This is a genomic window from Gordonia jacobaea, from assembly GCF_001186365.1.
Taxonomy (GTDB): domain Bacteria; phylum Actinomycetota; class Actinomycetes; order Mycobacteriales; family Mycobacteriaceae; genus Gordonia; species Gordonia jacobaea.
The window spans coordinates 67,982-92,457 of record NZ_LDTZ01000025.1 but is presented as its reverse complement, the minus strand read 5'-3'; the positions used below and the strand labels follow the sequence as shown (position 1 = coordinate 92,457).

The 24,476-nt window shown below is 66.5% G+C and carries 25 protein-coding genes and 1 pseudogene; 18 read left to right on the top strand and 8 right to left on the bottom strand.

Features of this window, described 5'->3' with window-relative positions; all coding sequences use genetic code 11:
• The first annotated feature begins 55 nt into the window (after positions 1–55).
• Positions 56–754 carry an endonuclease NucS gene (nucS, locus tag ABW18_RS21005; protein WP_049700936.1) on the top strand — a complete coding sequence of 233 codons (699 nt, stop codon included), beginning with the start codon at positions 56–58 and terminating at the stop codon, positions 752–754.
• A gap of 12 nt (positions 755–766) precedes the next feature.
• Here nucS and ABW18_RS21000 read toward each other — a convergent pair whose 3' ends face one another.
• Together ABW18_RS21000 and mce are read right to left on the bottom strand one after the other, a co-directional pair.
• Positions 767–1,807 (bottom strand): coiled-coil domain-containing protein, encoded by a 1,041-nt coding sequence (locus tag ABW18_RS21000; protein ID WP_049700935.1) that lies wholly within the window; start codon positions 1,805–1,807, stop codon positions 767–769.
• 100 nt (positions 1,808–1,907) lie between these two features.
• Positions 1,908–2,450, bottom strand: a complete 543-nt coding sequence (mce, locus tag ABW18_RS20995; RefSeq protein WP_235434477.1) for a methylmalonyl-CoA epimerase — start codon at positions 2,448–2,450, stop codon at positions 1,908–1,910.
• A 79-nt stretch (positions 2,451–2,529) separates the two neighbouring features.
• Here mce and ABW18_RS20990 point away from each other — a divergent pair, with 79 nt between their 5' ends.
• From ABW18_RS20990 to trxA, 5 genes are all read left to right on the top strand, one after another.
• On the top strand, positions 2,530–3,735 hold the full coding sequence (locus tag ABW18_RS20990; protein ID WP_049700957.1) for an acetyl-CoA C-acetyltransferase: 1,206 nt from the start codon (positions 2,530–2,532) through the stop codon (positions 3,733–3,735).
• Positions 3,736–3,807: 72 nt separating this feature from the next.
• The gene (locus ABW18_RS20985) at positions 3,808–4,176 is read left to right on the top strand and encodes a DUF3817 domain-containing protein (RefSeq protein ID WP_049700934.1); all 369 of its coding nucleotides are present in this window, start codon (positions 3,808–3,810) and stop codon (positions 4,174–4,176) included.
• A 64-nt stretch (positions 4,177–4,240) separates the two neighbouring features.
• Positions 4,241–4,546 (top strand): thiamine-binding protein, encoded by a 306-nt coding sequence (locus ABW18_RS20980; RefSeq protein WP_049700933.1) that lies wholly within the window; start codon positions 4,241–4,243, stop codon positions 4,544–4,546.
• 31 nt (positions 4,547–4,577) lie between these two features.
• Entirely contained in the window at positions 4,578–5,807 is a 1,230-nt protein-coding gene (locus tag ABW18_RS20975; RefSeq protein ID WP_083444485.1) for an MFS transporter, read from the top strand.
• An 86-nt stretch (positions 5,808–5,893) separates the two neighbouring features.
• The gene (trxA, locus tag ABW18_RS20970) at positions 5,894–6,799 is read left to right on the top strand and encodes a thioredoxin (RefSeq protein WP_049700931.1); all 906 of its coding nucleotides are present in this window, start codon (positions 5,894–5,896) and stop codon (positions 6,797–6,799) included.
• A gap of 20 nt (positions 6,800–6,819) precedes the next feature.
• On the opposite strand, the gene ABW18_RS20965 is transcribed toward trxA, so the two are convergent.
• Positions 6,820–7,182, bottom strand: a complete 363-nt coding sequence (locus ABW18_RS20965) for a winged helix-turn-helix transcriptional regulator (protein WP_049700930.1) — start codon at positions 7,180–7,182, stop codon at positions 6,820–6,822.
• 83 nt (positions 7,183–7,265) lie between these two features.
• On the opposite strand from ABW18_RS20965, the gene ABW18_RS20960 reads away from it, so the two are divergent.
• Positions 7,266–8,138, top strand: coding sequence for an NAD(P)-dependent oxidoreductase (locus tag ABW18_RS20960; protein WP_049700929.1), 873 nt, complete (start codon positions 7,266–7,268; stop codon positions 8,136–8,138).
• On the opposite strand, the gene glgB is transcribed toward ABW18_RS20960, so the two are convergent.
• From glgB to ABW18_RS20935, 5 genes are all read right to left on the bottom strand, one after another.
• The gene (gene glgB / locus ABW18_RS20955) at positions 8,135–10,339 is read right to left on the bottom strand and encodes a 1,4-alpha-glucan branching protein GlgB (RefSeq protein WP_049700928.1); all 2,205 of its coding nucleotides are present in this window, start codon (positions 10,337–10,339) and stop codon (positions 8,135–8,137) included. The genes ABW18_RS20960 and glgB overlap by 4 nt on opposite strands.
• A 7-nt stretch (positions 10,340–10,346) precedes the next feature.
• Positions 10,347–12,347: a maltotransferase domain-containing protein gene (locus ABW18_RS20950; protein WP_049700927.1), complete on the bottom strand. Its 2,001-nt coding sequence runs from the start codon at positions 12,345–12,347 to the stop codon at positions 10,347–10,349.
• Positions 12,348–12,463: 116 nt separating this feature from the next.
• Positions 12,464–14,560, bottom strand: coding sequence for an ATP-dependent DNA helicase (locus tag ABW18_RS20945; protein WP_049700956.1), 2,097 nt, complete (start codon positions 14,558–14,560; stop codon positions 12,464–12,466).
• A 71-nt stretch (positions 14,561–14,631) separates the two neighbouring features.
• A complete protein-coding gene (locus ABW18_RS20940; RefSeq protein ID WP_049700926.1) occupies positions 14,632–15,243 on the bottom strand; it encodes an isochorismatase family protein in 612 nt (203 codons plus the stop codon).
• A 144-nt stretch (positions 15,244–15,387) separates the two neighbouring features.
• On the bottom strand, positions 15,388–16,692 hold the full coding sequence (locus ABW18_RS20935; protein ID WP_049700925.1) for a nicotinate phosphoribosyltransferase: 1,305 nt from the start codon (positions 16,690–16,692) through the stop codon (positions 15,388–15,390).
• Between the two features lie 20 nt (positions 16,693–16,712).
• Between ABW18_RS20935 and clpS the strand changes: the two genes are divergently transcribed.
• From clpS to rdgB, 11 genes and pseudogenes are all read left to right on the top strand, one after another.
• Positions 16,713–17,054 (top strand): ATP-dependent Clp protease adapter ClpS, encoded by a 342-nt coding sequence (gene clpS / locus ABW18_RS20930; RefSeq protein WP_049700924.1) that lies wholly within the window; start codon positions 16,713–16,715, stop codon positions 17,052–17,054.
• A 19-nt stretch (positions 17,055–17,073) separates the two neighbouring features.
• Positions 17,074–17,649, top strand: a complete 576-nt coding sequence (gene aosR, locus ABW18_RS20925; RefSeq protein WP_049700923.1) for an oxidative stress transcriptional regulator AosR — start codon at positions 17,074–17,076, stop codon at positions 17,647–17,649.
• A pseudogene (locus ABW18_RS20920) lies at positions 17,649–18,772 on the top strand (P1 family peptidase). Before aosR ends, ABW18_RS20920 begins: the two are co-directional and overlap by 1 nt.
• A 78-nt stretch (positions 18,773–18,850) precedes the next feature.
• Positions 18,851–19,258, top strand: a complete 408-nt coding sequence (locus ABW18_RS20915; RefSeq protein WP_049700922.1) for a M67 family metallopeptidase — start codon at positions 18,851–18,853, stop codon at positions 19,256–19,258.
• Positions 19,259–19,265: 7 nt separating this feature from the next.
• Positions 19,266–19,574, top strand: a complete 309-nt coding sequence (locus ABW18_RS20910; protein WP_049700921.1) for a MoaD/ThiS family protein — start codon at positions 19,266–19,268, stop codon at positions 19,572–19,574.
• Positions 19,575–19,581: 7 nt separating this feature from the next.
• The gene (locus tag ABW18_RS20905; protein ID WP_049700920.1) at positions 19,582–20,553 is read left to right on the top strand and encodes a PLP-dependent cysteine synthase family protein; all 972 of its coding nucleotides are present in this window, start codon (positions 19,582–19,584) and stop codon (positions 20,551–20,553) included.
• A gap of 194 nt (positions 20,554–20,747) precedes the next feature.
• Positions 20,748–21,401 (top strand): rhomboid family intramembrane serine protease, encoded by a 654-nt coding sequence (locus tag ABW18_RS20900; RefSeq protein ID WP_049700919.1) that lies wholly within the window; start codon positions 20,748–20,750, stop codon positions 21,399–21,401.
• Positions 21,398–22,207, top strand: a complete 810-nt coding sequence (gene murI, locus ABW18_RS20895; RefSeq protein ID WP_083444490.1) for a glutamate racemase — start codon at positions 21,398–21,400, stop codon at positions 22,205–22,207. The genes ABW18_RS20900 and murI overlap by 4 nt, the downstream gene beginning before the upstream one ends.
• Positions 22,208–22,311: 104 nt before the next feature.
• Positions 22,312–23,079 (top strand): cyclic nucleotide-degrading phosphodiesterase, encoded by a 768-nt coding sequence (locus ABW18_RS20890; RefSeq protein ID WP_049700918.1) that lies wholly within the window; start codon positions 22,312–22,314, stop codon positions 23,077–23,079.
• 18 nt (positions 23,080–23,097) lie between these two features.
• Entirely contained in the window at positions 23,098–23,853 is a 756-nt protein-coding gene (gene rph / locus ABW18_RS20885; RefSeq protein WP_049700917.1) for a ribonuclease PH, read from the top strand.
• A gap of 4 nt (positions 23,854–23,857) precedes the next feature.
• A complete protein-coding gene (gene rdgB, locus ABW18_RS20880; RefSeq protein WP_049700916.1) occupies positions 23,858–24,469 on the top strand; it encodes an RdgB/HAM1 family non-canonical purine NTP pyrophosphatase in 612 nt (203 codons plus the stop codon).
• The last annotated feature ends 7 nt before the right edge of the window (positions 24,470–24,476 follow it).

Sequence of the window (24,476 nt, the reverse complement as noted above, 5' to 3'; positions counted from 1 at the left end):
CGCCGGGGGTCGGGGGTCGTGTTGGTCAGCGTGTGCGGCCGATAAGCTGCCCGGTGTGCGTCTGGTGATCGCGGAATGCCAAGTGGACTACGTCGGCCGACTGACGGCTCATCTGCCCATGGCCAAACGGCTGCTGCTCATCAAGTCCGACGGATCGGTGAGTGTGCATGCCGACGACCGCGCCTACAAGCCGCTCAACTGGATGAGTCCGCCCTGCTGGTTGACCGAGGCGCAGGTGCCCGAGGAGATCGCGGCGGTGCACGATTCGGTAGAGGCGTACTGGGTGGTGACCAACAAGGCCGGCGAGGAACTGCGGATCACGCTCGCCTCGATCGAGCACGACTCGTCGCATGAACTCGGCATCGATCCCGGTTTGGTCAAGGACGGCGTCGAGGCGCACCTGCAGGAGTTGCTCGCCGAGCATGTCGAGACTCTCGGGCCCGGCCACACGCTGATCAGGCGCGAGTACATGACGGCAATCGGACCCGTCGACATTCTGTGCAGGGATGCGCGGGGAGCGACTGTCGCCGTCGAGATCAAACGTCGCGGCGAGATCGACGGCGTCGAACAACTGACCCGCTACCTCGAACTTCTCAACCGCGATCCGTTGCTTGCCCCGGTGAGCGGTGTCTTCGCGGCGCAGCAGATCAAACCGCAGGCGCGCACGCTGGCAACCGACCGCGGAATCCGTTGCGTCGTCTTGGATTACGACGCACTGCGGGGTGCGGAGAGTACCGAGTTCCGGCTTTTCTGATGCGCGAGGGCGTCAGTCGCCCGTGCTGAAGCGAGCGCGTTCGGACAGTATCCGGTTGAGAAGTTCGGAGTCGTCGGCATCCGACAACGACGTGTAGTCGATGTCTTCGGCCGGTCGCAACGTGTCGGGGAAGGTGCCGAACTCACGCTGGATCTCGACGAGCTTCGTGCGGATCTCCTCGAACTCCTCGAGCACCTGCGTGCGAGCATCGTCGGCCTTCGCCGAGAGGTTGCGGGAGCCCGCCAGTCGCTCGATCGCGATATCGCGCGCGGTGTCGCGGATCTGCTTGGCCTCGGCCAGTGCTTGTCGACGCTCCTCGGCGAGCGTCGAGTCGTGCCGGCGGCGCTCCTCGGTGCGTGTCTGCTTGCTCTGGCGGGCCAGTTCGTCGGCGTCGGCATGAGCCTTGGCGACCAGTTGGGACGCCTGGGTACGTGCCGCGTTCATCGTCGTCGAGTGTTCGGCTTCCATTGCGGCTGCGCGCTCGGTGCACAGGCGATCCGACTCGGCGGCGTCGGCCTTGGCCTTGGCATGAATCGATTCCGCATCGGTGCGTAGATCGGTTGCGTGCTGTTCGGCGTCGGCGACGATGCCCGACGCCTTGTTCTCCGCATTCGACACGATCAACTCGGCCCTACTCCGTGCCTCCGACACGATGCGGTCGGCGTCTTCACGCGAGTTCTTGGCGAGTTCCGCTGCTTCCTGACGCGCCACTGACACCGTCTCGGCGGCCTCTGCGCTGGCTTCCGCGCGCATCTCCGACGCCTCGTCGGACGCGAGCTGCAGCATGCGACTCAAGCGTTCGCTCATGCCCTGCGCCGTGGTGGGTGGTACCGACAGCGTGTCGACCTCGCGCCGCAGTTCGTCGATCGTCGCGCGCGCCTCGTGCAGATGTGCGGCGAGTTCTTGCGCGTTGGCGGTCGCGGCGTCACGGTCGGCTGCGAGGACTCGCAGGTCGGCGTCGATGCGTCGAAAACGCTCGGCGACCTGCTCGCGATCGTATCCGCGCATGACGACGGCGAACGGGAGTTGCTGCCTCGGAGCCTGGCTCGACATGGTTCGACAGTCTAGTCGGCTGTGCTGTGGCGGTGCTGTGTCTGGCCCGAGCGCGTCTACGCCTTTGCGAATAGCCGGCGTCAGAGCGAAAGTGTGCGGCTCAGTGCGTCGAAGCGCCCTGGTCGGCCGCGGGCTCGACGAGTTCGAGGAGCACACCGCCCGCATCCTTCGGATGCACGAAGTTGATTCGCGAGTCGGCCGTGCCGCGTCGCGCCTCCGGATACAGCACGCGGACACCTGCGGACGTCAGGCGTGACATCACCTCGTCGACGTCGGTGACCCGTACGGCGAGCTGCTGCAGGCCTGGTCCGTTGCGATCGAGGAACTTGGCGATCGTCGACGACTCGGAAGCCGGGGCAAGCAGCTGGATCACCGCGCCGGCGCCTGCGTCGGCGGGTCCGACCATTGCTTCCTCGACACCCTGCTCCTCGTTCTTCTCCTGGTGCAGGGTGACGAATCCGAGGTGGTCGGCGTACCACTGCTTCGCGGCGTCGAGATCGGGCACCGCGATGCCGACGTGGTCGATGGCCACCACGAGGTCGGAGATGAGTGCCGTCGCACCAGGGGAGTCGACCGCACCTGCGGCTTCTGAATCGACTGCAACCGCTGATTTGGCGGGGGGCACGGATGATGAGGTCGTCATGCGATAAAGGTAACGTTTAAGGCGTCATTCGAACAGAGCGACCGCTCGGTTGGTCGCTGCCCAGTACTTGGAGGTCCTCATGTCCCCGGCAACAGATCAGGCGACGTCGGTGATCGTCGCCGGCGCGCGCACGCCGTTCGGTCGGCTCCTCGGCTCGCTGAAGGGTTTCAGCGGTGTCGATCTCGGTGCGATCGCCATCAAGGCTGCGCTCGAACGCGGCGGTGTCCCGGCGTCGGCAGTCGACTACGTGATCATGGGCCAGGTGCTCACCGCCGGCGCAGGTCAGATGCCTGCGCGCCAGACGTCGGTGAAAGCCGGAATCGGCTGGGATGTCCCTGCGCTGACCATCAACAAGATGTGCTTGTCGGGCATCGACTCGATCGCACTCGCCGATCAGCTCATCCGCGCCGGTGAGTTCGAGTGCGTCGTCGCCGGTGGCCAGGAGTCGATGACCCAGGCACCGCACCTCCTGCCGGGAAGCCGCAGCGGATTCAAGTACGGCAACACCGAGCTCGTGGACCACACCGCATTCGACGGCCTCTACGACGCGTTCACCGATCAGCCGATGGGTGCGCTGACCGAGCAGGGCAATGACGCCGACGGCTTCACCCGCGCCGAGCAGGACGAGTTCGCCGCGCGTAGCCACCAGCTCGCCGCGACCGCGTGGAAGAACGGGCTGTTTGCCGACGAGGTGGTTCCGGTGAGCATCCCGCAGCGCAAGGGCGACCCGATCGAATTCGCCGAGGACGAGGGTATTCGCGCCGACACCACCGCCGACACTCTCGCGGGACTGCGCCCGGCATTCCGCAAGGACGGCACCATCACGGCGGGCAACTCGTCGCAGATCTCCGACGGCGGCGCCGCCGTCGTCGTGATGAGCAAGGCGAAGGCAGCAGAACTCGGCCTGACCCCGCTCGCCGAGATCGGTCCGCACGGTGTGGTTGCGGGCCCCGACTCCTCGCTGCAGCTCCAGCCGGCCAACGCCATCGAAAAGGCTTGTGCGCGAGCAGGAATCGCGCCGGCCGATCTCGACCTCGTCGAGATCAACGAGGCGTTCGCCGCAGTCGGCCTGGCCTCGACCAAGGCGCTCGGCATCAACCCCGACATCGTCAACGTCAACGGTGGGGCCATCGCGATCGGCCATCCCATCGGAACGTCGGGTGCCCGCATCACGCTGCACCTCGCGCTGGAACTGCAGCGTCGGGGTGGGGGCGTCGGCGTTGCCGCGCTCTGTGGTGCCGGTGGTCAGGGTGACGCGCTCATCATCCGAGTCCCCAAGGCCTGAGGTCACTCCAACACGTTCGTGATCACGGATGCCTACTACGCCGTGTCGTAGTAGGCATCCGTATCAGGCACAATGTCCTATATGAAGCAATTCTTCGACCTGTCGACCCCCGCCAAGCGATTCCGGTTCGTCGCCGTGCTGGAAGCGATCACCTGGGCTGCGCTGCTGGTGGCGATGTTCTTCAAGTGGGTGCTCGGGTACACCGAGGCCGTCGCGGTTCCCGGCATGGTGCACGGCATCGTGTTCGTCGCGTTCGTTCTGATCTCGATCGTCACGGCGGTCTCGTTGAGGTGGAGCCTCTGGGTCACGTTGCTCGCGCTGATCTCGAGCATCCCGCCGTTCGGCACCCTCGTGTTCGAATGGTGGGCGCGCCGCAACGGGCATCTGGCCGAGTTGTCGGCGCAGTTCGACGCCGAGTCGAAGCCCCAGTACGCAGCCTGACGCCCGCGTATAGGGCCTTGCCTGCGTTGCCTCCAGTCCCGCACAGCTCGCAGAGGAGCCGACCATGATCGCCGCTTTCAGTCTCACTCCGTCGGGTGGCGACGCCGTCGACGATGACGGCGGGATGAGCGAAGCCGTCGCGGCTGCGGTGCGGGTGGTTCGCGAATCCGGTCTGCCGCACCAGACGACCGCGATGTTCACCTACGTCGAGGGTGACTGGGACGCGGTGATGGACGTGATCAAACGCGCCACCGACGCGGTCGGCGAACTCGCCCCGCGTGTGGGGCTCGTCATCAAGGCCGATATCCGCCCCGGCCACACCGACGAACTGACCGGCAAGGTCGACCGGGTGATGCGACATCTGTCCTGACTCGGCCCGCGCGCCTGCTCGACGATCCACGTTGGCACGTGCGCGCGGTGCGGTCTTGGCGATCTTCTTCCTGAACGGCTTCCTCGCTGCGCTGTGGGTTGCCCATATCCCCGTCATCACCGCTCGCACGGAGACCTCGCACGAGCAACTCGGCGGGCTTCTGCTGTTGCTCGGCGGCTCGGCGTTCGTCGGCATGCAGGTCAGCGGGCACGCACTCGACCGATTCGGTTCGCGTACCACCACGTTGGTCGCGGCGACGCTGCTGTGTCCGGTCATGATCGGGCCGGCGGTGGCGTCGAACACCGTTGCGCTCGCCGTCGCGCTCGCGCTCTTCGGGTTCGTCAACGGCAGCCTCGACGTATCCATGAACGCCCAGGCAGTCGCGGTCGAGCGGGCGTATCGCCGACCGATTATGTCGTCGTTTCACGGCTTCTTCTCGCTTGGCGGTCTCGCGGGGTCGCTCGTCGTCGCCGCGACGTTGTGGGCGCAGGTCGGTGTGGCCGCGACCGTCGGGGTGTCGTCACTGCTCGGGCTGATACTGGTCGCGGTATGCGCACGTTCGCTGGTCGCGCCGGACGGCGGGGGATTGGTCGACGTGACGACGCCGTCGGACGCGGCCGGGCCGACGGTCGACGATGAGTCGACGGCGAAGGCGCGCTGGTGGCACGGACTGGACCTGCGTCGACTGGCGGTCCTCGCTGCCGTGGCGTTTGCACTCATGCTGGCGGAAGGGACCGCATACGACTGGAGTGCGCTGCAGATCGTCGAAGATTTCGGTACGCGTGACGCGGTCGGCGCTGTGGCGTTCGGGGCGTTCAGTGCGGCAATGACGATCGCCCGCTTCGGTATCGATCCGATCGCCGCGCGACTCGGCCCCGTCTGGGTGGTGCGGGCGGGATCGGCGCTCGGAATCTGTGGAATCACCCTGGCGATTTTCGCTCCCGAACCGATCATCGCGATCGTCGGCTGGACTATTTTCGGTGTCGGTCTCGCAGGGCTGATACCGCAGATCTTCACGGCTGCAGGCAATCTGACGGCGTCGTCGAGCGGACGTGCCATCTCTACCGTCGTCGGCTGCGGTTACATCGGGATGCTGTCGGGACCCGCGATCGTCGGATTCATCGCCGGCCGCTCGGGGGTGTCGGTCGGTCTGACACCGGTCATCGGCGCGCTGGTGTTCGCGTTGGTGGCCGCACCGGTCGTGCGTCCCGCTGCACGACCGGTGAGCGGCCGCGATGCACATGACACACTAGAGGGGTGACACGACCGACCCCCAGGCCTCAGGGAAATGCTGCACGCACTCAGGCCGGCGCCGCAGCACGTCAGCAAGCCGCCGCGACAGTTGCCATGTCAGGTGCAGTCGACCTCTCCGCACTGAAGGAGAAGGCCGAGGCGCAACGAGCACAGGCACGTCAGCCCGCAGCGGCGGCGCAGCAGCCGAGCGCAGGATCGGCGCCGACCGGCGGCAACGTGATCGACGTGACGGACGCGACTTTCGAGACCGAGGTCCTCGCGCGGTCGACGAGACAGCTTGTCCTGGTCGACCTCTGGGCGGAGTGGTGCGGTCCGTGTAAGCAGTTGTCGCCGGTGTTGGAGAAGCTGGCCAACGCGTCAGGCGGCTCGTGGGTCCTCGCGAAGATCGACGTCGACGCGAACCCGCAGATCGCGCAGGCCTTCGGTGTGCAGTCGATCCCGACGGTTGTCGCACTCGCCGCCGGTCAGCCGGTCGCCGCGTTCAACGGTGCCCGTCCCGAGGCCGAGATCGTCGACTGGATCGATCAGATCCTCGCCCAGGTCGGCGGTGCGCTCGCCGGGGCTCCTGTTCCGCAAGCAGAGCAGGAGATCGCCGACGATCCGCGCATGATCGCCGCCGAGGACAAGATGAACGCGGGCGATTTCGACGGCGCGCTCGCCGACTACCGCGCCATCGCCGAGGCCGAGCCCGACAACGTCGAGGCCGCATCGTTGGTGCGCAACCTCGACTTCATGCTCCGTGCCCAGGCTCATGACCCGGCGATCGTCGAGAACGCCGCTGCGACAGACGTCGACGCCCAGCTCGCGGCCGCAGACGTACTGCTGCTAGGTCAGGATCCGGAGGGAGCGTTCGCGCGCATCATCGACGTCGTGAAGGCGACCTCAGGCGACGACCGCACGCGTGCACGAACCCGACTGCTCGAGTTGTTCGAGCTGTTCGATCCTGCCGAGCCCTTCGTGGTGGCCGCTCGTCGGAAGCTGGCTGCCGCGCTGTTCTGAGCCGGCTATCGGCGAGGAGCCTACGAGGGAGTTCGCGGAGTTTGGCGCGTGGCGACGATGGTCACGAGGTTGGCTTCACCCCAGTCTCCGAGGGGAAGCAGTGCGTCGTTGAGTGACTGTCCCAGCGGGGTGAGCGAGTACTCCACTCGTGGTGGCACTTCCCGGTAGACCTCGCGGTGGACGATGCCGTCGCTTTCCAGTTCGCGCAATTGCTGGGTGAGCATCTTCTCGCTGACACCCGAAACGTTGCGCCTCAGTTCGCCGAAGCGGCAGGGGCGCTCGTGCAGCGCCCACAGGATCAACGGCTTCCACTTTCCGCCGACCACCGCAACCGCCGCGTCGAGTCCGCAGGAGAACGGACCCTTGCTCGAAGCATCAGCCATCAGTCAATACTAACCATTCGGTGGCTACCTAACGCGAAAGTGCGTACTTGTGAGAAGTGCAGCGGCACAGGAGTGTTTGAGGCATGACTTCCACCGTGACCGTGATCGGGGCAGGCCCGATCGGGCAGGCCATCACCCGCGCTCTACTCTCAGCAGGCCACGAGGTGACCGTCTGGAACCGAACCCTCGAAAAGACCGCACCGCTTGCCGAACTCGGTGCGCATGTCGCCACCACTCCACGAGAGGCCGTGCGTCGCAGCGACATTGCGCTCATCTCGGTGCGGGGCAACGACGCTGCGCGCGACATACTCGAACAAGCCGAACTGTCCGGCGTGGACGTGCTCGTCGTGAACCTCACGTCTGACACCCCGGGTTCGGCACGTGAGCTAGCAGGCTGGATGACCAAGCAGGGTGTCCGCTACCTGAGTGGAACGATGCTCACCCCCTCCGTCTTGGTGGGGCAGCCCGGCTCGACGGCGGTCCTGGGTGGCGTCGAGAGCATCTACGAGCAGGCCCTCCCGGTGCTCGAGGTGATCGCGCCCGAGGTCGCGCGCCACGGCGACGACCCCGGCGCTGTCGCCGCGCTCGACCTCGCCCTGCTCGACGCGTTTTGGGGCACAGTGGCAGCGTGGAGCCACGCCGTCGCCCTCGGACGAGCCGAAGGGCTCAACGCAAACGACCTCACCGAGCGGCTGACCGCGATAGTGCACCTGGCCGCGGAGGTCGGAGCCGGGATCTCGCAGGATGCCGAGCTCGGCAGCTATCCCGGTGATGTATCCACCATGGCGTCTGCCCGCAGCACGCTGACCCATATCCTCCACGCCAGCACGGATCGCCGTATCGACGCGGGCTTCCCTGGCTCTGTCGAGGCGCTACTCCGCCGCGCTACCGACCACGGCTATCACGACGACGGGCCGTCACGTCTGGTTCCGACGATCGCGCGGGCCGCGCCCTAGGCCGGTGCGAGCCAGATCGCCGAGTTGGCAGGAATCGTGACCGACGCCGAGACCGGCCTGCCGTGCCAGCCCTCGCCGTCGGCCTGCACCGAGCCGAGATTGCCCTTGCCCGCCCCGCTGTAGGCGGCGGCGTCGGTGTTGAGGATCTCGGTCCAGGTTCCGGCGTGGGGAAGTCCCACGCGGTAGTCGCTGCGGTCGGCCCCGGAGAAATTGAACAGACACGCCACCACCGAGCCGTCGGAACCCCATCGCAAAAAGCTGATCACGTTGTTCGCGGTGTCGTTCGCGTCGATCCATTCGTAGCCCTGCGGATCGGTGTCTTGTGTGAACAGAGCGGGGCGCTCGCGGTACACCCGATTGAGATCGGTGGTGAGCGCCGAGATCCCTTGGTGCAGTTCACCTTCCCAACCCTGAAGCTGGTACCAATCCAGGCTGCGGTTGTCGGCCCACTCGGCGGTCTGTCCGAACTCCTGGCCCATGAACAGCAATTGCTTGCCCGGGTGCGACCACTGGTATGCGAGAAACACCCGCACGCCGGCGGCTTTCGTCCACGAGTCGCCGGGCATCCGGCTCCACAGCGTGCCCTTGCCGTGCACCACCTCGTCGTGCGAGAGCGGGAGCACGAAGTTCTCGCTCCACGCGTACATCAGCGAGAACGTGATCTCGTGGTGATGGAAGCTGCGGTGGATCTGGTCGCGACCCAGGTACCCCAGCGTGTCGTGCATCCAGCCCATATTCCATTTGAGGCTGAATCCCAGTCCGCCGAGGTCGGTCATGCGCGTCACGCCGGGCCAGGCCGTCGACTCCTCGGCGACGGTCACCGCGCCGGGGAAGAGCTTGTGGACGGTCGCGTTGGTCTCCTGCAGGAACTGCACTGCTTCGAGATTCTCTCTGCCGCCGTAGATGTTCGGGCGCCAGCCCCCCGCCGGCCGCGAGTAATCGAGATAGAGCATCGATGCCACGGCGTCGACGCGCAGCCCGTCGACGTGGAATTCGTCGATCCAATAGAGCGCGTTGGCGACCAGGAAGTTGCGCACCTCCCGTCGACCGAAGTCGAAAACGTATGTGCCCCAGTCGAGTTGCTCGCCGCGCATCGGATCGGCGTTCTCGTAGAGGGGTGTTCCGTCGAAGCGTGCGAGCGCCCATTCGTCCTTGGGAAAGTGTGCGGGGACCCAGTCGATGAGCACCGAGATTCCCAGCGAATGCAGATGGTCGACGAGGTACCGGAAGTCGTCGGGCTTGCCGAAGCGGGCCGTCGGTGCGTAGTACGACGTGACCTGATATCCCCACGAGCCACCGAACGGGTGCTCCGCGACGGGCAGGAACTCGACGTGGGTGAATCCCTTCTCGATCACGTAGGCGCCGAGTTGTTCTGCGAGTTCGCGATAGTCGAGGCCCTTGCGCCACGAACCCAGGTGCACCTCGTACACGCTCATCGGTTCGCGTGTCGGCTCGCTCGCGACCCGACGGTCGATCCAGTCGTCGTCGGACCAGACGAAGTCCGAGTGGGTGACCACCGAGGCGGTGGCCGGCGGAACCTCCGTGCGCCTGGCCATCGGGTCGGCCTTGTCGTGGATGGTGCCGTCAGCGCCGTGGACACGGAACTTGTACAGCGTGCCCTCGCCGACGTCGGGGATGAACAACTCCCAGACACCCGACGGTCCCATCGACCGCATAGGCGTCGACCGTCCGCTCCAGCCGTCGAAATCACCGATCACGACGACGCCGTGTGCGTTGGGTGCCCACACCGAGAATGTCGTGCCGGGCACGTCGCCGTCCGGTGTGGTGTAGGTGACGGTGTGCGCGCCGAGAACCTTCCAGAGTTCCTCGTGCCTGCCCTCGGAGAACAGATGCAGATCGAGCTCACCGATGCTCGGCAGGAACCGATAACCGTCTGCGACGACGAATTCTGTTGTGCCGCCGTGCCCGTCGGGGTAGACGACGCGATAGCGGTAGTCGATGAGATCGGTGATCGGCACGGTGACGACGAACAGGTCGTCGGTCTGATGGTGCATCGGATAGTCGACGCCGCCGATCACCGCCGACACCGAGATGGCGTTCGGGCGCAGCGTCCGCAGGATCGTGTAGTCGCCCGGGGCGTCGTGGGCGCCGAGGAACGAGTGCGGGTCGGGATGCGTCGTCGACATCAGACGTCGAAGGTCGTGGTCGGAAGCGAAGGGGTCGGGCTGCGTGCTGGTCACGGTGTGCTCACTGGATTCGGTAGGAGAGTCGGCGGGCGGCGTCGGGACTCAGGGGTGGAAGGGCGACGATGTGTGCGACGGCGCGCCACGGTTCGAGTCGTACGTAATTCGCCTGGCCCCAACCGAATTCCTCACCGGAGACCTCGTCTTTGCCGACGAAGCGTTCCTGCCAGTCGAATCCGAGCGCGGGCATATCGAGCCACAGCGTCGACTCCTCCGCGCCAAACGGATTGATGTTGATCACCACGACGACCCGGTCGCCCGACACCGGGTCGAGCTTGGAATAGGCGATCAGCGCGGGGTTGTCGAGGTGGTGAAATGTGATGTCGCGCAACTGCTGCAGGGCCGGATGCCGTCGACGGATCGCGTTGAGCGACGTGATCCACGGTTCGAGCGACTCGCCGCGGCTCGCGGCCCCCTTGTAGTCACGCGGACGGAGTTCGTACTTCTCGGAGTTGAGATACTCCTCGCTGCCCTCGCGCACGGGCAGGTGCTCGTACAGCTCATAGCCGCTGTAGACACCCCAGGTCGGTGACAGCGTGGCGGCCAATGCGGCGCGAAGCGCGAACATGCCGGGTCCGCCGTGTTGCAGGCTCTCGTGCAAGATGTCGGGGGTATTGACGAAGAGGTTGGGCCGTGACTCGTCGGCGTGCGCGGCGATCTCGCGACCGAATTCCTCGATCTCCCACTTCGCGGTCTTCCAGGTGAAGTAGGTGTAGGACTGGGTGAAACCAAGGCGCGCAAGGCCATAGAGTCGGGCGGGTCTGGTGAACGCCTCGGCGAGGAACAGCACGTCGCTGTCGCGCTTCTTGACCTCGGTGATCAGCCATTCCCAGAAGTTCGGTGGCTTGGTGTGCGGATTGTCGACCCGAAAGATCTTGACGCCCAACTTGTTCCACGCAAGTACCACCTCGAGTACCGCGCGGTAGATGCCATTGCGATCGTTGTCGAAGTTCAGCGGATAGATGTCCTGATACTTCTTCGGTGGATTCTCGGCATAGGCGATCGTGCCGTCGGGCAGGGTGGTGAACCAGTCGGGATGCTCGGTGGCCCACGGGTGGTCGGGGGCGGTCTGCAGAGCCAGATCGAGAGCGACCTCCATGCCGAGTTCGCTTGCGCGAGAAAGGAAATACTCGAAATCCTCCTGCGATCCGAGCTTCGGGTGAATCGCGTCGTGACCGCCCTGCGCCGACCCGATCGCCCACGGCGACCCGACGTCGTCTGGTGCCGCGACCAATGTGTTGTTGGGGCCCTTGCGATTGACCTCACCGATCGGGTGTATCGGTGGCAGGTAGACCACGTCGAATCCCATGTCGGCGATGCGCGAGAGGTCTTGGGCCGCAGTCAGGAACGTGCCGTGCACGGGACGGCCGTCGTTGTCCCAGCCTCCCGTCGATCGCGGGAACATCTCGTACCACGATCCGTAGAGTGCGCGACGTCGGTCGGTCCAGATCCGCAGATTGCGACTCTTGGTCACGAGCTCGCGCACGGGATGCTCGTCGAGAAGGTCGACGACTTCGTCGGACAACGCGATGCCCACCCGGTTCTCGACGCGTCTGCGCCTCGAGCGAAGTGAGTCGACGGCGTCGAGCAACAGTTGACGGTCGGTGCCGTCGACCTGTTGCGCCGCTTCGCTGAGAACCCGTGCGCCGATCTCGAGGTCGTTGGCGAGGTCTTCCGCGCCCTGGCCGGCGTCGATCTTCTTGGTGACCGCAGACCGCCACGTCGCATAGGGATCGCTCCACGCCTCGATCCGGAAGGTCCAGTAGCCGACGGCGTCGGGAACGATGGCTGCGTTGAAGACATCCGGTTCGCTCGCGGGCGACATGCGGACGTCGAACGAGGTGCGATAGGGCGTTTCGACGTGCAGGGTGACCCCGAGGGCGTCGTGCCCCTCCCGCCACGCCGTCGCGCTGATCGGGATCAATTCTCCGACAACACATTTGGCAGGGTATTGCCCTGCGGAGACCAATGGTTGGATGTCGTCGATGCCCATCCGGCCGATCACTTCGGCCCCCTCTCGTCAGCGGCCACGCGCAGGGCCGGGAGTCCTCATCGATCCCAAGGTGTTGCGTTCACTCTAGTGACGTCGCCGGGTCGTGATGTCAGATCCAGGCGTCAGACTCACCGTAGCGGTACGGCGGCGAGTCTGCCGAGTGCCGCGCGGACCACGTCGGGGTCGGTGGTGCGCCAGAACGGTGGCATGGATGCGAGGAGGTAGCCGCCGTATCCGGCCGTCGCCAGTCGCGAATCGAGGACGGCGACGACGCCGCGGTCGTCGACCGAACGCAGGAGCCGTCCGGCCCCCTGCGCCAGCAGCAATGCGGCGTGATTGGCCGCTACCGACAGGAATCCGTTTCCTCCCCGCGAGGTGACGGCGCGCTGGCGGGCGCCGAGCAGGGGATCGTCGGGGCGCGGGAAGGGGATGCGGTCGATGATCACCAGCGACAGCGACGGTCCGGGGACGTCGACACCCTGCCAGAGCGACAACGTGCCGAACAAGCAGGTCCTGGGGTCTTCGGCGAAGCGTGCGACGAGCGCGGCGGTGGTGTCGTCGCCCTGGCACAGGATGGGTAGGTCGCTGCGTGCGCGAAGCGCCTCGCTGGCCTCGCGGGCGGCGCGCATCGACGAGAACAGCCCGAGCGTGCGGCCACCCGCGGCCTCGGTGAGCGCGGCGAGCTCGTCGAGTGTCGCTGGCGCGATCGAGTCTCGGCCCGGTCGGGGGAGATGACGTGCGACGTAGAGGATTGCCGAGCGTGGATAGTCGAAGGGCGAGCCGGCGTCGAGTCCCGTCCACCGCATCGGTGAACCGTCGGAGGGTGCAGCGCTGCCCGTTGCGGTGACGTCGCGCGCGGGTGCGTCGTTGCGTGCGACGCCGAGCGCGATGTCGTCGGCGACGGGGGTGTCGGTGCCGCGACCCGCGGCTGGCAGCCCCCACGTGGCGGCCAGAGCGTCGAAGGAACCCCCGATGGTCAGTGTCGCGGAGGTGAGGATGACGGTCGACTCGCTGAACAGCGTCGCGCGCAACAGTCCGCCGACCGACAGCGGTGCGATGTGCAGCACGGTGCGCGTCGATGATTCGGATCTGCCTGCGCGTTCGTCAGCCACCCAGACGACGTCGCGTCGTTTCGCCGGGTCGGGTTCGTCGAAGGCGCCGAGCACGCGGACCGCGGTGTCGTGGAGTTCTTCCAACGAGGTCAGCGCCGCCGACCGTGCTGCGCCCTTGCCGTCGTCGGCACCTCCCGGCCCGCGCGCGGGACCGATCGCCGATCGCGCTTGCCACAACCGATCTCGCAGCGTCGCCAGCACCAGCGCGGCATCCGCGGGCATGGCGGTCCATTCGCGCTTAGGGGCGTCGTCGAGCATGTCGCCGAGTTGCTCGCCCGCTCCGATGAGTGCGTCGACGGTCTCCTCGTCGATGAGCTTGCCGCACCGTCGGGCGGCCACCGCGATCGACGCGGCAGAGACGTCGGATGTCGACACCGATGTGATGCGGTCGACGAGATCGTGCGCCTCGTCGACGATCACCACATGGTGGTCGGGCAGCACGTTGGCCGGACTCATCGCGTCGATCGCCAACAGCGCGTGATTGGTCACCACGACGTCGACCTGCCCCGACTTGCGCCGTGCCCGCTCGGCGAAGCAATCCTCGGCATACGAGCAGTTCGACGCCCCGAGGCATTCGCGCGAGGTGACGCTGACCTGCCGCCAGGATCGGTCGGCGACGCCGGGGGAGAGGTCGTCGCGGTCGCCGGTGTCGGTGTCGGACACCCACTCGCGCAGGCGTGTGACCTCCCGGCCGGTACGTGAGAGTTCGAATGCGTCGAACAGTTCGGTATCCGGCTCTTCGACGGTCCCTGCGTGAATCTTGTTCAGACAGAGGTAGTTTCCGCGACCCTTGAGGATCGCGAACGTCGGCTCGCGGCCGAGCGCGCCCTTCAGGGCTTTGGAGAGGCGGGGAAGGTCGCGCTCGACCAACTGCCGCTGCAGTGCGATGGTCGCCGTGGAGACCACCACGGTGTCGCCGGACTCGACGGCGTGCCGGATCGCAGGCACGAGATAGGCCAACGATTTACCCGTGCCGGTACCTGCCTGCACTGCGAGGTGCTGGCCGGTGTCGATTGCGTTGGCGACGGCGGAGGCCATGCGAACCTGCCCGTCTCGGCGTTTGCCCGACAGTGCGGTCACGGCGGTGTCGAGGAGGGCGGTCACCGGCGGCAGCCCGGTCGCCCGTGAGCCGGTTGGCCCAGAGGCGTCCGGCGCAGCCGCATTCGCTACAGAGAGGTCCGTCACTAGGAAGCGGCCTGTCCGCCATAGACCAGGTCGCCCACGAGCGTGACGCCTGCGTCGCGCATGCTCGTCAGCGCGGCGTTGGCGGTCGGTTCGGAGACTGCCGCAGTGAAGTTCAACAGGACGCGGGTGTCGAAACCCTCATTCGCGGCGTCGACTGCCGTGGCGCGTACGCAGTGATCGGTGGCGATACCGACCACGTCGACGCTGCGCACGTCATGGGCGCGCAGCCAGTCCGCGAGTGTGGTGCCGTCGTCAGATGCGCCCTCGAATCCGGAGTACGCCGCGCTGTAGGCGCCCTTGGAGAACACCTCCTGCACATCGGAGGTATCGAACTCGGGCGAGAACGCAACGCCGTCGGTCCCGACCCTGCAGTGCGGCGGCCAGGTGTCGACGAAGTCGGGGTCGTCGGAGAAGTGTGCGCCCGGATCGATGTGGTAATCACGCGTCGCCACGACGATGCCGTAGTCGTCGGTCAACGAGTTGAGCGACCGCGCGACCGAGGTGCCGCCGTTCACGCCGAGTGCGCCACCCTCACAGAAGTCGTTCTGGACGTCGACGACGATGAGCGCTTGGGCTGGGGTGACGTCGTCGTCGAAGTGTGGGCTGGACATTCCGATCTCCTCGGGTCGTGGCTTGGCTGCTTGTGTGATCGGTTGTGTTTGCTTGACGTACCTGTGTTTGCTTGAAGTACCCGGGTTGCTCGCTACCGGTTCGATGATTGGACGTGGGCGGGTGGGGATCGGTTCCCGCGGTTGTCAGCCGAGTTGGAAACGTGTCGGTACGGCGGGATCTCCGTGCGAGAGTCCCAGCCCCTCCCACGGCAGGCTGACCAGACCTTCGGCGAGGAACGCGCGCGCGTCGTCGAGCGTCGGAAGGTCGTCGACGCGACGGCCACCGCGAACCAGCGGGATCTGCAGAGGTCGGACGACGTGTCCCGGAACGTCGGGTGTCGGTGTTCCGTCGCGGTAGAGGATCTCCTCGACGATGGTGCCGGTGGGACGCGCGACCCGCACGGCGTTCTTCGCGCCGCCCTTCGATTCCTTGTGGCTGGCGCGTTTGGCGACGGGGATGCCGTCGACCTCGACCAGTTTGTAGACCATGCCCGCAGTCGGGGCGCCGCTGCCGGTGACCAACGAGGTTCCGACGCCGTAGGTGTCGACGGGCTCGGCGCGCAGCGACGCGATCGCATATTCGTCGAGGTCACCGGAGACGACGATCTTGGTGTTCGGGGCACCCAGTTCGTCGAGTTGCTCGCGGACCTGCCGTGCCAGCACACCTAGGTCGCCGGAATCGATGCGGACGGCGCCGAGCTCGGGACCGGCCACCTCGACGGCGTTGCGCACGCCCTGGGTGATGTCGAAGGTGTCGACGAGCAGCGTGGTGCCGACGCCGAGCGTCTCGATCTGTGCGGCGAACGCGGCCTTCTCGTTGGGGCCCTCGGGATCGGTGAACGCGAGGGTGAACGAGTGTGCCGCGGTTCCCGCGCTCGGGACGCCGTAGGTGCGCGCGGCCTCGAGATTGGAGGTGGCGGCGACACCCGCGAGATAGGCGGCCCGAGCGCTCGCCACGGCGGCCCACTCGTGCGTGCGACGCGATCCCATCTCGATGATCGGGCGCCTGCTTGCCGCGCTGACCATGCGGGCGGCGGCGGACGCTATGGCGCTGTCGTGGTTGAGGATCGAGAGGATCAGCGTTTCGAGCACCACTGCCTCGGCGAAGGTTCCGCGCACCGTGAGGATCGGCGAGTTGGGGAAGTACAGCTCACCTTCGCGATAGCCGTCGATATCGCCGGTGAACTCGTAGTTACGGAGCCACTCGACGGTCTCGTCGTCGAGGAAACGTTCGACGACGGCGATCTCGTCTTCGCCGAACCGGAACTGTGTCAGCGCGTCGAGGATGCGAGCGGTGCCTGCGACGACCCCGTACCTGCGGCCGTCGGGGAGCCTGCGTGCGAACACCTCGAACACACACTGCCGGTGTGCGATCGGCTGCCGCAGCGCGGCGGAGACCATGGTGAGCTCGTACTGGTCGGTGAGCAGGGCGGTGTTGCGGATGGTCACGATCCCTTACCCTAGTTTGTATGGCGCCTGACGATATTCGTGCGCATGAGGCTACCCCCGGAAGTGGCGGTGGTAGCGGTGGCACGGCCGTGGCCGACCCGGCAGTTGCCGACTCCGCCTCGGCGTTCGACCGTCCCTGGGTGACCATCGTCTGGGACGATCCGGTCAATCTGATGCGCTACGTGACGTTCGTGTTCCAGAAGGTCTTCGGATACTCCGAATCCAAGGCGAATCAGCTCATGATGCAGGTGCACACCGAGGGTAAGGCCGTGGTGTCGTCGGGCGACCGCGACAAGATGGAATCCGACGTGACGAAACTGCATGCCGCGGGTCTGTGGGCGACCATGCAGCGCGACAGCTAGCAGCGGGCGGGATATACGAGTGCGCGTTTTCAAACGCAAGGGCCGAGGACGCTCGGTGCGGTACACGACGTCGTTGGAGTCGCACGAATCCGAGCTCCTCGCGTCGATGGTGGCGTCGATGTCGGAATTGCTCACCGAACGTGAGGAGAGCGCGCCGCGCGACGACCTCGCCGAGCTGACCGGGATCCGGACCGGACATTCGAGCGCCCCGACGGACGCGACCCTGGGACGCTTGTTGCCCGACTTCCACCGCCCCGACCAGGACACCGAACTCACCGCAGACGCCGTCAACGGGCGGCTCAATGCGGCATTACGCAGTGTCAACGAACCCAAGATCATCGACGCCAAGCTCGCGGCGTCGACGACGATGCTCGCGACCCTTCCCGACGGCGGCGGCGATGTCGCGCTCACGGAGGAGGAGGCGATGTGCTGGCTGACAGCGCTCAACGATGTCCGCCTCGCGTTGGGCGCGATGCTCGGGATCTCCGAGGACACCCCCGATCAGCTCCCGGCCGACCATCCGCACGCTGCTCACCTGGACGTCTATCACTGGCTGACCGTCATTCAGGAGCTGCTCGTCGAGGCGACGATGTGATTACCGGCTGGGCCCCCGTCGGCGATCGGATCACCGATGTTGCGGGCATCGCCGTCGGTCATCATCACCTCGTCGACGCGGACGCCACGCTCGGCCTCGGCGGACCCGACGATGCGCCGGGAACGGGATGGGCTACCGGTACGACGGTCGTGGTGGTCAGCGCACCCGAGGGGGCGACGGGTGCCCCGACGGCGGCCGTCGATGTGCGGGGCGGCGGTCCGGGGACTCGCGAGACAGACCTTCTCGACCCGTCGAACACCGTCACGACGGTGCACGCGATAGTGCTCACCGGCGGCAGCGCCTATGGACTCGCCGCCGCGGACGGGGTGATGGCCGGGCTCGAGGAGTCGGGTCGCGGCTTACCGATGAACGCCCGGGGCGGCGTGGTCCCGATCGTTCCGGGGGCCGTGATCTTCGACCTCCCGATGGGCGGGTGGACCAACCGTCCGGACGCGAGCTTCGGACACGCGGCGCTGCAGGCTGCGGGTGTCGAGGTTGCTCAGGGCAGCGTCGGCGCAGGGGCAGGAGCCCGGGCGGGTGGACTGAAGGGCGGAGTGGGTACGGCGTCGTCGCGCATCGAGACCGGCGCGGCGTCGGGGATCACTGTCGGCGCGCTGATCGTCGCCAACCCGGTGGGTTCGGTGATCGACCCCGATACCGGATTGCCTTGGGGTGCAACAGATCACGACCTCGCGTATTACGAACTCGCCGCCCGGACAGCTCGGATACTGCGCGACTGGCCGACGTCGCTGCCAAGCAGACCGTGCTCAACACCACGATCGGCGTGGTGGCGACCGACGCCGAACTCGACGCGGCGTCGGTACGTCGAATCGCGATGTCGGCGCACGACGGTCTCGCCCGCGCCATCCACCCCGTGCACTCGCCGCTCGACGGAGACACGATCTTCGCGGTTGCCACGGGGGCACATCCGACCGAGCCCTCGGCGTTCGTGCCGGCGGGGATGAACCCCGACGTCGCTGTCCTCGCCGACATCTGCCGCGTCGCCGTGACGGTCACTCAGCGCGCGATCGTCAACGCCGTGCTGGCGGCCGATTCGGTGGCGGGCGTGCCCTCCTACGCCGACCTCGCGCCGTCGGCGATCACCACCTCCGGCATCGCGTAGCGGCCTGGTTTCGGAATAGCGGCGCCGAGGGGCACGTTGTTCGTCACGACGTTTATCCGTTCACCTCGAGGAGAGCGAGTGCTGCAGATCAGCCAGGAGTTGGTCGACCAGATGGTCGCGCATGCGCGCGCGGACCATCCCGACGAGGCGTGCGGGGTGATCGCAGGCGCGGAGGGTTCCGACCGTCCCGTCCGCTTCATCCCGATGGTCAACGCCGAGCGGTCGCCGACCTTCTACCGCTTCGATTCGACGGAGCAACTGAAGGTGTGGCGGGAGATGGACCGCAACGACGAGGAGCCGATCGTCATCTATCACTCCCACACTGCGACCGAGGCGTACCCGAGCCGCACCGACGTCTCCTACGCCAGCGAACCCCAAGCGCACTACGTCCTCGTGTCCACGCGCGACGCCGACGACACCGAGATTCGGAGTTACCGCATCATCGACGGTGAAGTCACCGAAGAACCCATCGAGATCAGGAGCTGAATCAACCATGACGGTCACCGTGTCCATCCCGACCATCCTGCGTACGCACACCGGCGGCGAGAAGCGGGTCGAGGGTTCCGGCTCGACGCTGTCGGAGCTCATCGACAATCTCGAGACCGCCAACCCGGGCCTCAAGGAACGTCTCGTCGCCGCAGACGGTGCGGGCGCGGGCAAGCTGCATCGCTTCGTCAACATCTACGTCAACGACGAGGACGTGCGTTTCTCCGGTGGTCTCGCGACCACGATCGACGACGGCGACGAGGTCACCATCTTGCCTGCGGTCGCCGGTGGCGCACTGCCACAGCTGGGACGATAGGGATTTCGTGGCGCGCTACACGTCGCTGATCTCATCGGTCGGGAACACGCCCCTGATCGGACTGCAACGTCTCTCACCGCGGTGGGACGACTCCGCCGACGGTCCGCACGTGCGGCTCTGGGCCAAGCTCGAAGATCGCAACCCCACCGGCTCGACCAAAGACCGGCCGGCATTGCGCATGATCGAGCAAGCCGAAGCCGACGGCCTGCTACAGCCGGGGTCGACGATCCTCGAACCCACGAGCGGCAACACCGGCATCTCGCTTGCCATGGCCGCGAAGCTCAAGGGCTACCACCTGATCTGCGTGATGCCCGAGAACACCTCGGAGGAACGTCGATCACTGCTGCGCATGTACGGCGCCGAGGTGATTTCGTCACCAGCGGCGGGCGGCTCGAATACCGCCGTCCGTATAGCGAAGGAACTCGCCGCGGAGCACCCCGACTGGGTGATGCTCTACCAGTACGGCAACGAGGCCAACTGGCGCGCGCACTACGAGGGCACGGGCCCGGAACTGTTCGCCGACCTTCCCGAGATCACGCACTTCGTCGCAGGACTGGGCACCACCGGAACGTTGATGGGCGTCGGACGGTATCTGCGCGAACGAGACCCCGACATCGAGATCGTCGCTGCCGAACCGCGATACGGCGACGAGGTGTACGGCCTGCGCAACATCGACGAGGGCTTCGTGCCCGAGCTGTATGACGAATCGGTGCTGACCCGCCGCTACTCGGTTCAGGGCGTCGACGCCGTCGCGCGAGTGCGTGAACTCATCGACCGCGAGGGCATCTTCGCGGGCGTGTCCACGGGCGCGATCCTGCAGGCCGCCCGCGGCATCGGCCGCAAGGCGCTCAAAGAAGGTCGACGCGCCGACATCGGATTGGTAGTGCCCGACGCGGGATGGAAGTATCTGTCCACCGGGGCGTACGACGGTAGCCTTGAGGATGCCGAGCAGGCACTCGAGGGGCAGCTCTGGGCCTAGCCGCAGTGGTTTCGACTCGGGTGCTCGCTGCGCTCGCGCCCGCTCAACCAGCGGGAGGGCCACCCCAGCCGGTCGAGCGAGCCTCGCTGGTCGAGCTTGTCGAGATCACCGCTGGTCGAGCTTGTCGAGACCACCGCCGGTCGAGCTGAACCCGCTGGTCGAGCTTGTCGAGACCACCCGACGAAGGAAAGACGATGACACCGAGCACCACGCCCGCGACGCGCGGCGCGCGACCCCTGTGGGCGCGGTCGGCGATCGTGATGGCGTTCATCGTCGCGGTGCTCGTGATCGTCGAGGCGATCGACGCCGCGACGCGCTACGACCTCGATCGCGCCGGCATCGAACCACGCCAGATCGACGGACTCGACGGCATCCTGTGGGCACCATTTCTCCACGCCGATTGGCAGCACCTGTTCGCCAATCTGATCCCACTCGTCGTGCTGGGATTCATTCTGCTGCTGAGCAAGCGCTTCCTCATCGTCACCGCGATCGTCTGGATCGTGTCTGGCCTCGGAGTCTGGTTGTTCGCGCCGTCGTACAGCGTCACAGTCGGAGCGTCGGGCATCATCTTCGGTTGGCTGACCTACCTGCTCGTGCGCGGGATCTTCAACCGCGACCTCACACAGATCGCGATCGGAGTCATCCTCTTTCTCGTGTACGGATCGGTGCTGTGGGGCGTGTTCCCCGGCACCTTCGGAGTCTCGTGGCAGGGCCATCTGTTCGGCGCGATCGGCGGCGTGCTTGCCGCGTGGTTCCTCGCCGACCGGGATCGTCGCCGACGCCCACGGAGCGCCTCGTCGGGTCCTGTATCACCGTATGGCCCGACAACACCGGGGGTGCGGTCATAGTCACGAACACACGCGCCGACGCGCCTATCGGCATCTTCGATTCCGGCGTCGGTGGGCTGACCGTTGCCCGCGCGATCATCGACCAACTGCCCGACGAGGACATCGTCTACATCGGCGACACCGCGAACGGCCCGTACGGTCCGCTGACCATTCCGGAGATTCGACGCCACGCATTGGCGATCGGCGACGACCTCGCCGAGCGCGGGGTCAAGGCAATCGTGATCGCCTGCAACACCGCGTCTGCGGCGTGCCTGCGCGATGCCCGTGAGCGCTACGCGCCGATCCCGGTGATCGAGGTGGTCCTGCCCGCGGTCCGTCGAGCCGTTGTCGCGACGAAGACCGGGCGCATCGGTGTGATCGGAACGGAGGCGACGATCTCGTCGCGCGCTTATCAGGACTCGTTCGCCGCCGCCCGCGATGCTCAGATCACCGCCGTCGCCTGTCCGCGATTCGTCGATTTCGTCGAACGCGGAATCACCAGCGGCAGGCAGATCCTGGGTCTTGCGCAGGGATATCTCGAACCGCTGCAGGAGGCGGACGTCGACACGGTTGTCCTCGGCTGCACTCACTACCCGTTGCTGTCGGGCGTGATTCAGTTGGCGATGGGCGACGAGGTAACACTCGTGTCCAGCGCCGAGGAGACCGCCAAAGATCTGTTCCGTGTGCTCACCGAATCCGACCTCCTTCACCCGCACACCGGGCGCGAGGCTGTGCGCCACTTCCAAGCGACCGGCGACCCGGAGATGTTCGCAAAGCTGTCGAGTCGATTCCTCGGACCCGTTGTCCGATCGGTGGATCCGGTCTGACGTGCGGCGTGTCGCCCACGCCGGGCCGGTCACACATCCCGGTCGGCGTGTCTTGTGACCGATAAGTGGTCTGCCCGCCATGTGCGCGTGGCAAGGTAGGTCGTATGCGTCTGACTGTCCTGGGCTGTTCGGGCAGTGTCGGTGGCCCCGGCGCGGCCTGCTCGGGTTACCTGCTGACCGTTCCTGGTCATCGACCCGTGCTCGTCGACTGTGGTCCCGGGGTAATGGGGGAGTTGCAGCGGATTGTTGATCCGAACGAGGTCGACGTCGTACTGAGCCATTTGCATGCCGATCACTGTGTTGACCTTCCCGCGTTGTTGGTGTGGCGCCGCTATGCACCGACACCCGCGACCGAACTGGCGTCGCTCTATGGGCCGACCGGTACCGCGCTGCGGATCGGGGCGGCGTCGAGCGAGTTCGGTGGTCAGATCGACGACATCACCGATACATTCGACGTCCACGAGTGGTCGGACAATATCGAGATCACGTTGGGCGGCATCACGATCGACCCCTTCCGGGTCGACCATCCGCCCGCGACATTCGGTCTTCGGTTCACCGGGCCGGAGGGGCAGGTCATCGCGTACAGCGGCGATTCGGGTCCGTGCGATGCGGTGATCGATCTGGCGGCAGACGCCGACATCTTCTTGTGTGAGGCGTCGTGGACGCATGCTCCATCGGATCGCCCTCCGCACCTGCACATGTCGGGCATCGAGGCCGGGGAGATGGCGACCAAGGCCGACGCGAAATCTCTCGCGATCACCCACGTTGCACCGTGGTCGGACGCCGAGGCGATTCTCGCCGAAGCGCGAAGTACCTTCTCGGGTCCGGTCGGACTCGTGCGCCAGGGCCAGGTGTTCGACCTACCCGGGTGATCTCCTACAGTTGAGTTCGTGACCACACGAGCTGACGGCAGGACCGACGACGAACTCCGTCCCATCACCATCACCCGCGGATTCACGTCGAATCCCGCAGGGTCTGTGTTGATCGAGTTCGGTCAGACACGGGTGATGTGCACCGCGAGTGTCACCGAGGGCGTTCCGCCCTGGCGCCGCGGTTCGGGGCTCGGCTGGCTGACCGCCGAGTACTCGATGCTTCCCGCCGCAACCCACGAGCGTTCACGCCGCGAGTCGGTCAAGGGCAAGATCGGCGGACGCACCCACGAGATCAGTCGACTGATCGGGCGCTCGCTGCGCGCGTGCATCGACCTGGGCGCGCTCGGTGAGAACACCGTCGCCCTCGACTGCGACGTCCTGCAGGCCGACGGCGGCACGCGCACCGCGTCGATCACCGGCGCCTACGTCGCACTCGCCGACGCCGTGACGTGGCTCAAAGCTGCTGGGCGACTGTCGGATCCGCAGCCGCTCTCGTGCATGATCTCCGCCGTGAGTGTCGGCGTTGTCGACGGCCGAGTGCGACTGGACCTCCCGTACGAGGAGGATTCGCGCGCCGAGGTCGACATGAACGTCGTCGCCACCGATGCCGGAACCCTCGTCGAGGTGCAGGGCACGGGAGAGGGTGCGACCTTCCCGCGCGCCACCCTCGACAAGTTGCTCGACATGGCTGAGATCGGTACGGACAAGCTGTTCGTGGCGCAGCGTGAGGCGCTCGCGCTTCCGTATCCCGGCACCCTGCCCGAGCCGGCCTGACCCTATGTCGCAGGTACTCCTCGCCAGTCGTAACCGCAAGAAGCTCGCCGAGCTTCAGCGTGTCGTCGACGCCGCAGGCCTCACCGGCCTCGAGGTGATCGGACTCGACGCCGTGCCCGAGTACCCCGAAGAACCCGAGACGGGTGCGACCTTCGAGGACAACGCGTTGATCAAGGCCAGGGCAGGCGCTAAGGCAACTGGATTACCTTGTCTCGCAGACGATTCGGGAATTGAGATCGACGCACTCAACGGGATGCCCGGGGTGCTTTCCGCTCGATGGAGCGGCCTACACGGCGACGACGCCGCCAATAACGCGCTGGTGTTGGCGCAACTCTCGGATACGCCCGACGAACGACGGGGCGCGGCATTCGTGTCGGCGTGTGCGTTGGTGTCGCCGGCGGGCGACGAGACCGTCGTGCGCGGTGAGTGGCGCGGCACGTTCGCGCGAGAGCCGCAGGGCTCCAACGGCTTCGGCTACGACCCGCTCTTCCTTCCCAGTGACGCAGAAGCTGCCGGACGCTCCGCCGCCGAGTTGGCACCGGCCGAGAAGGACGCACTGAGCCATCGCGGAAAAGCCTTGGCGCAGTTGGTTCCCGCACTGCGCGCCCTGGCCTGAGGGTCGA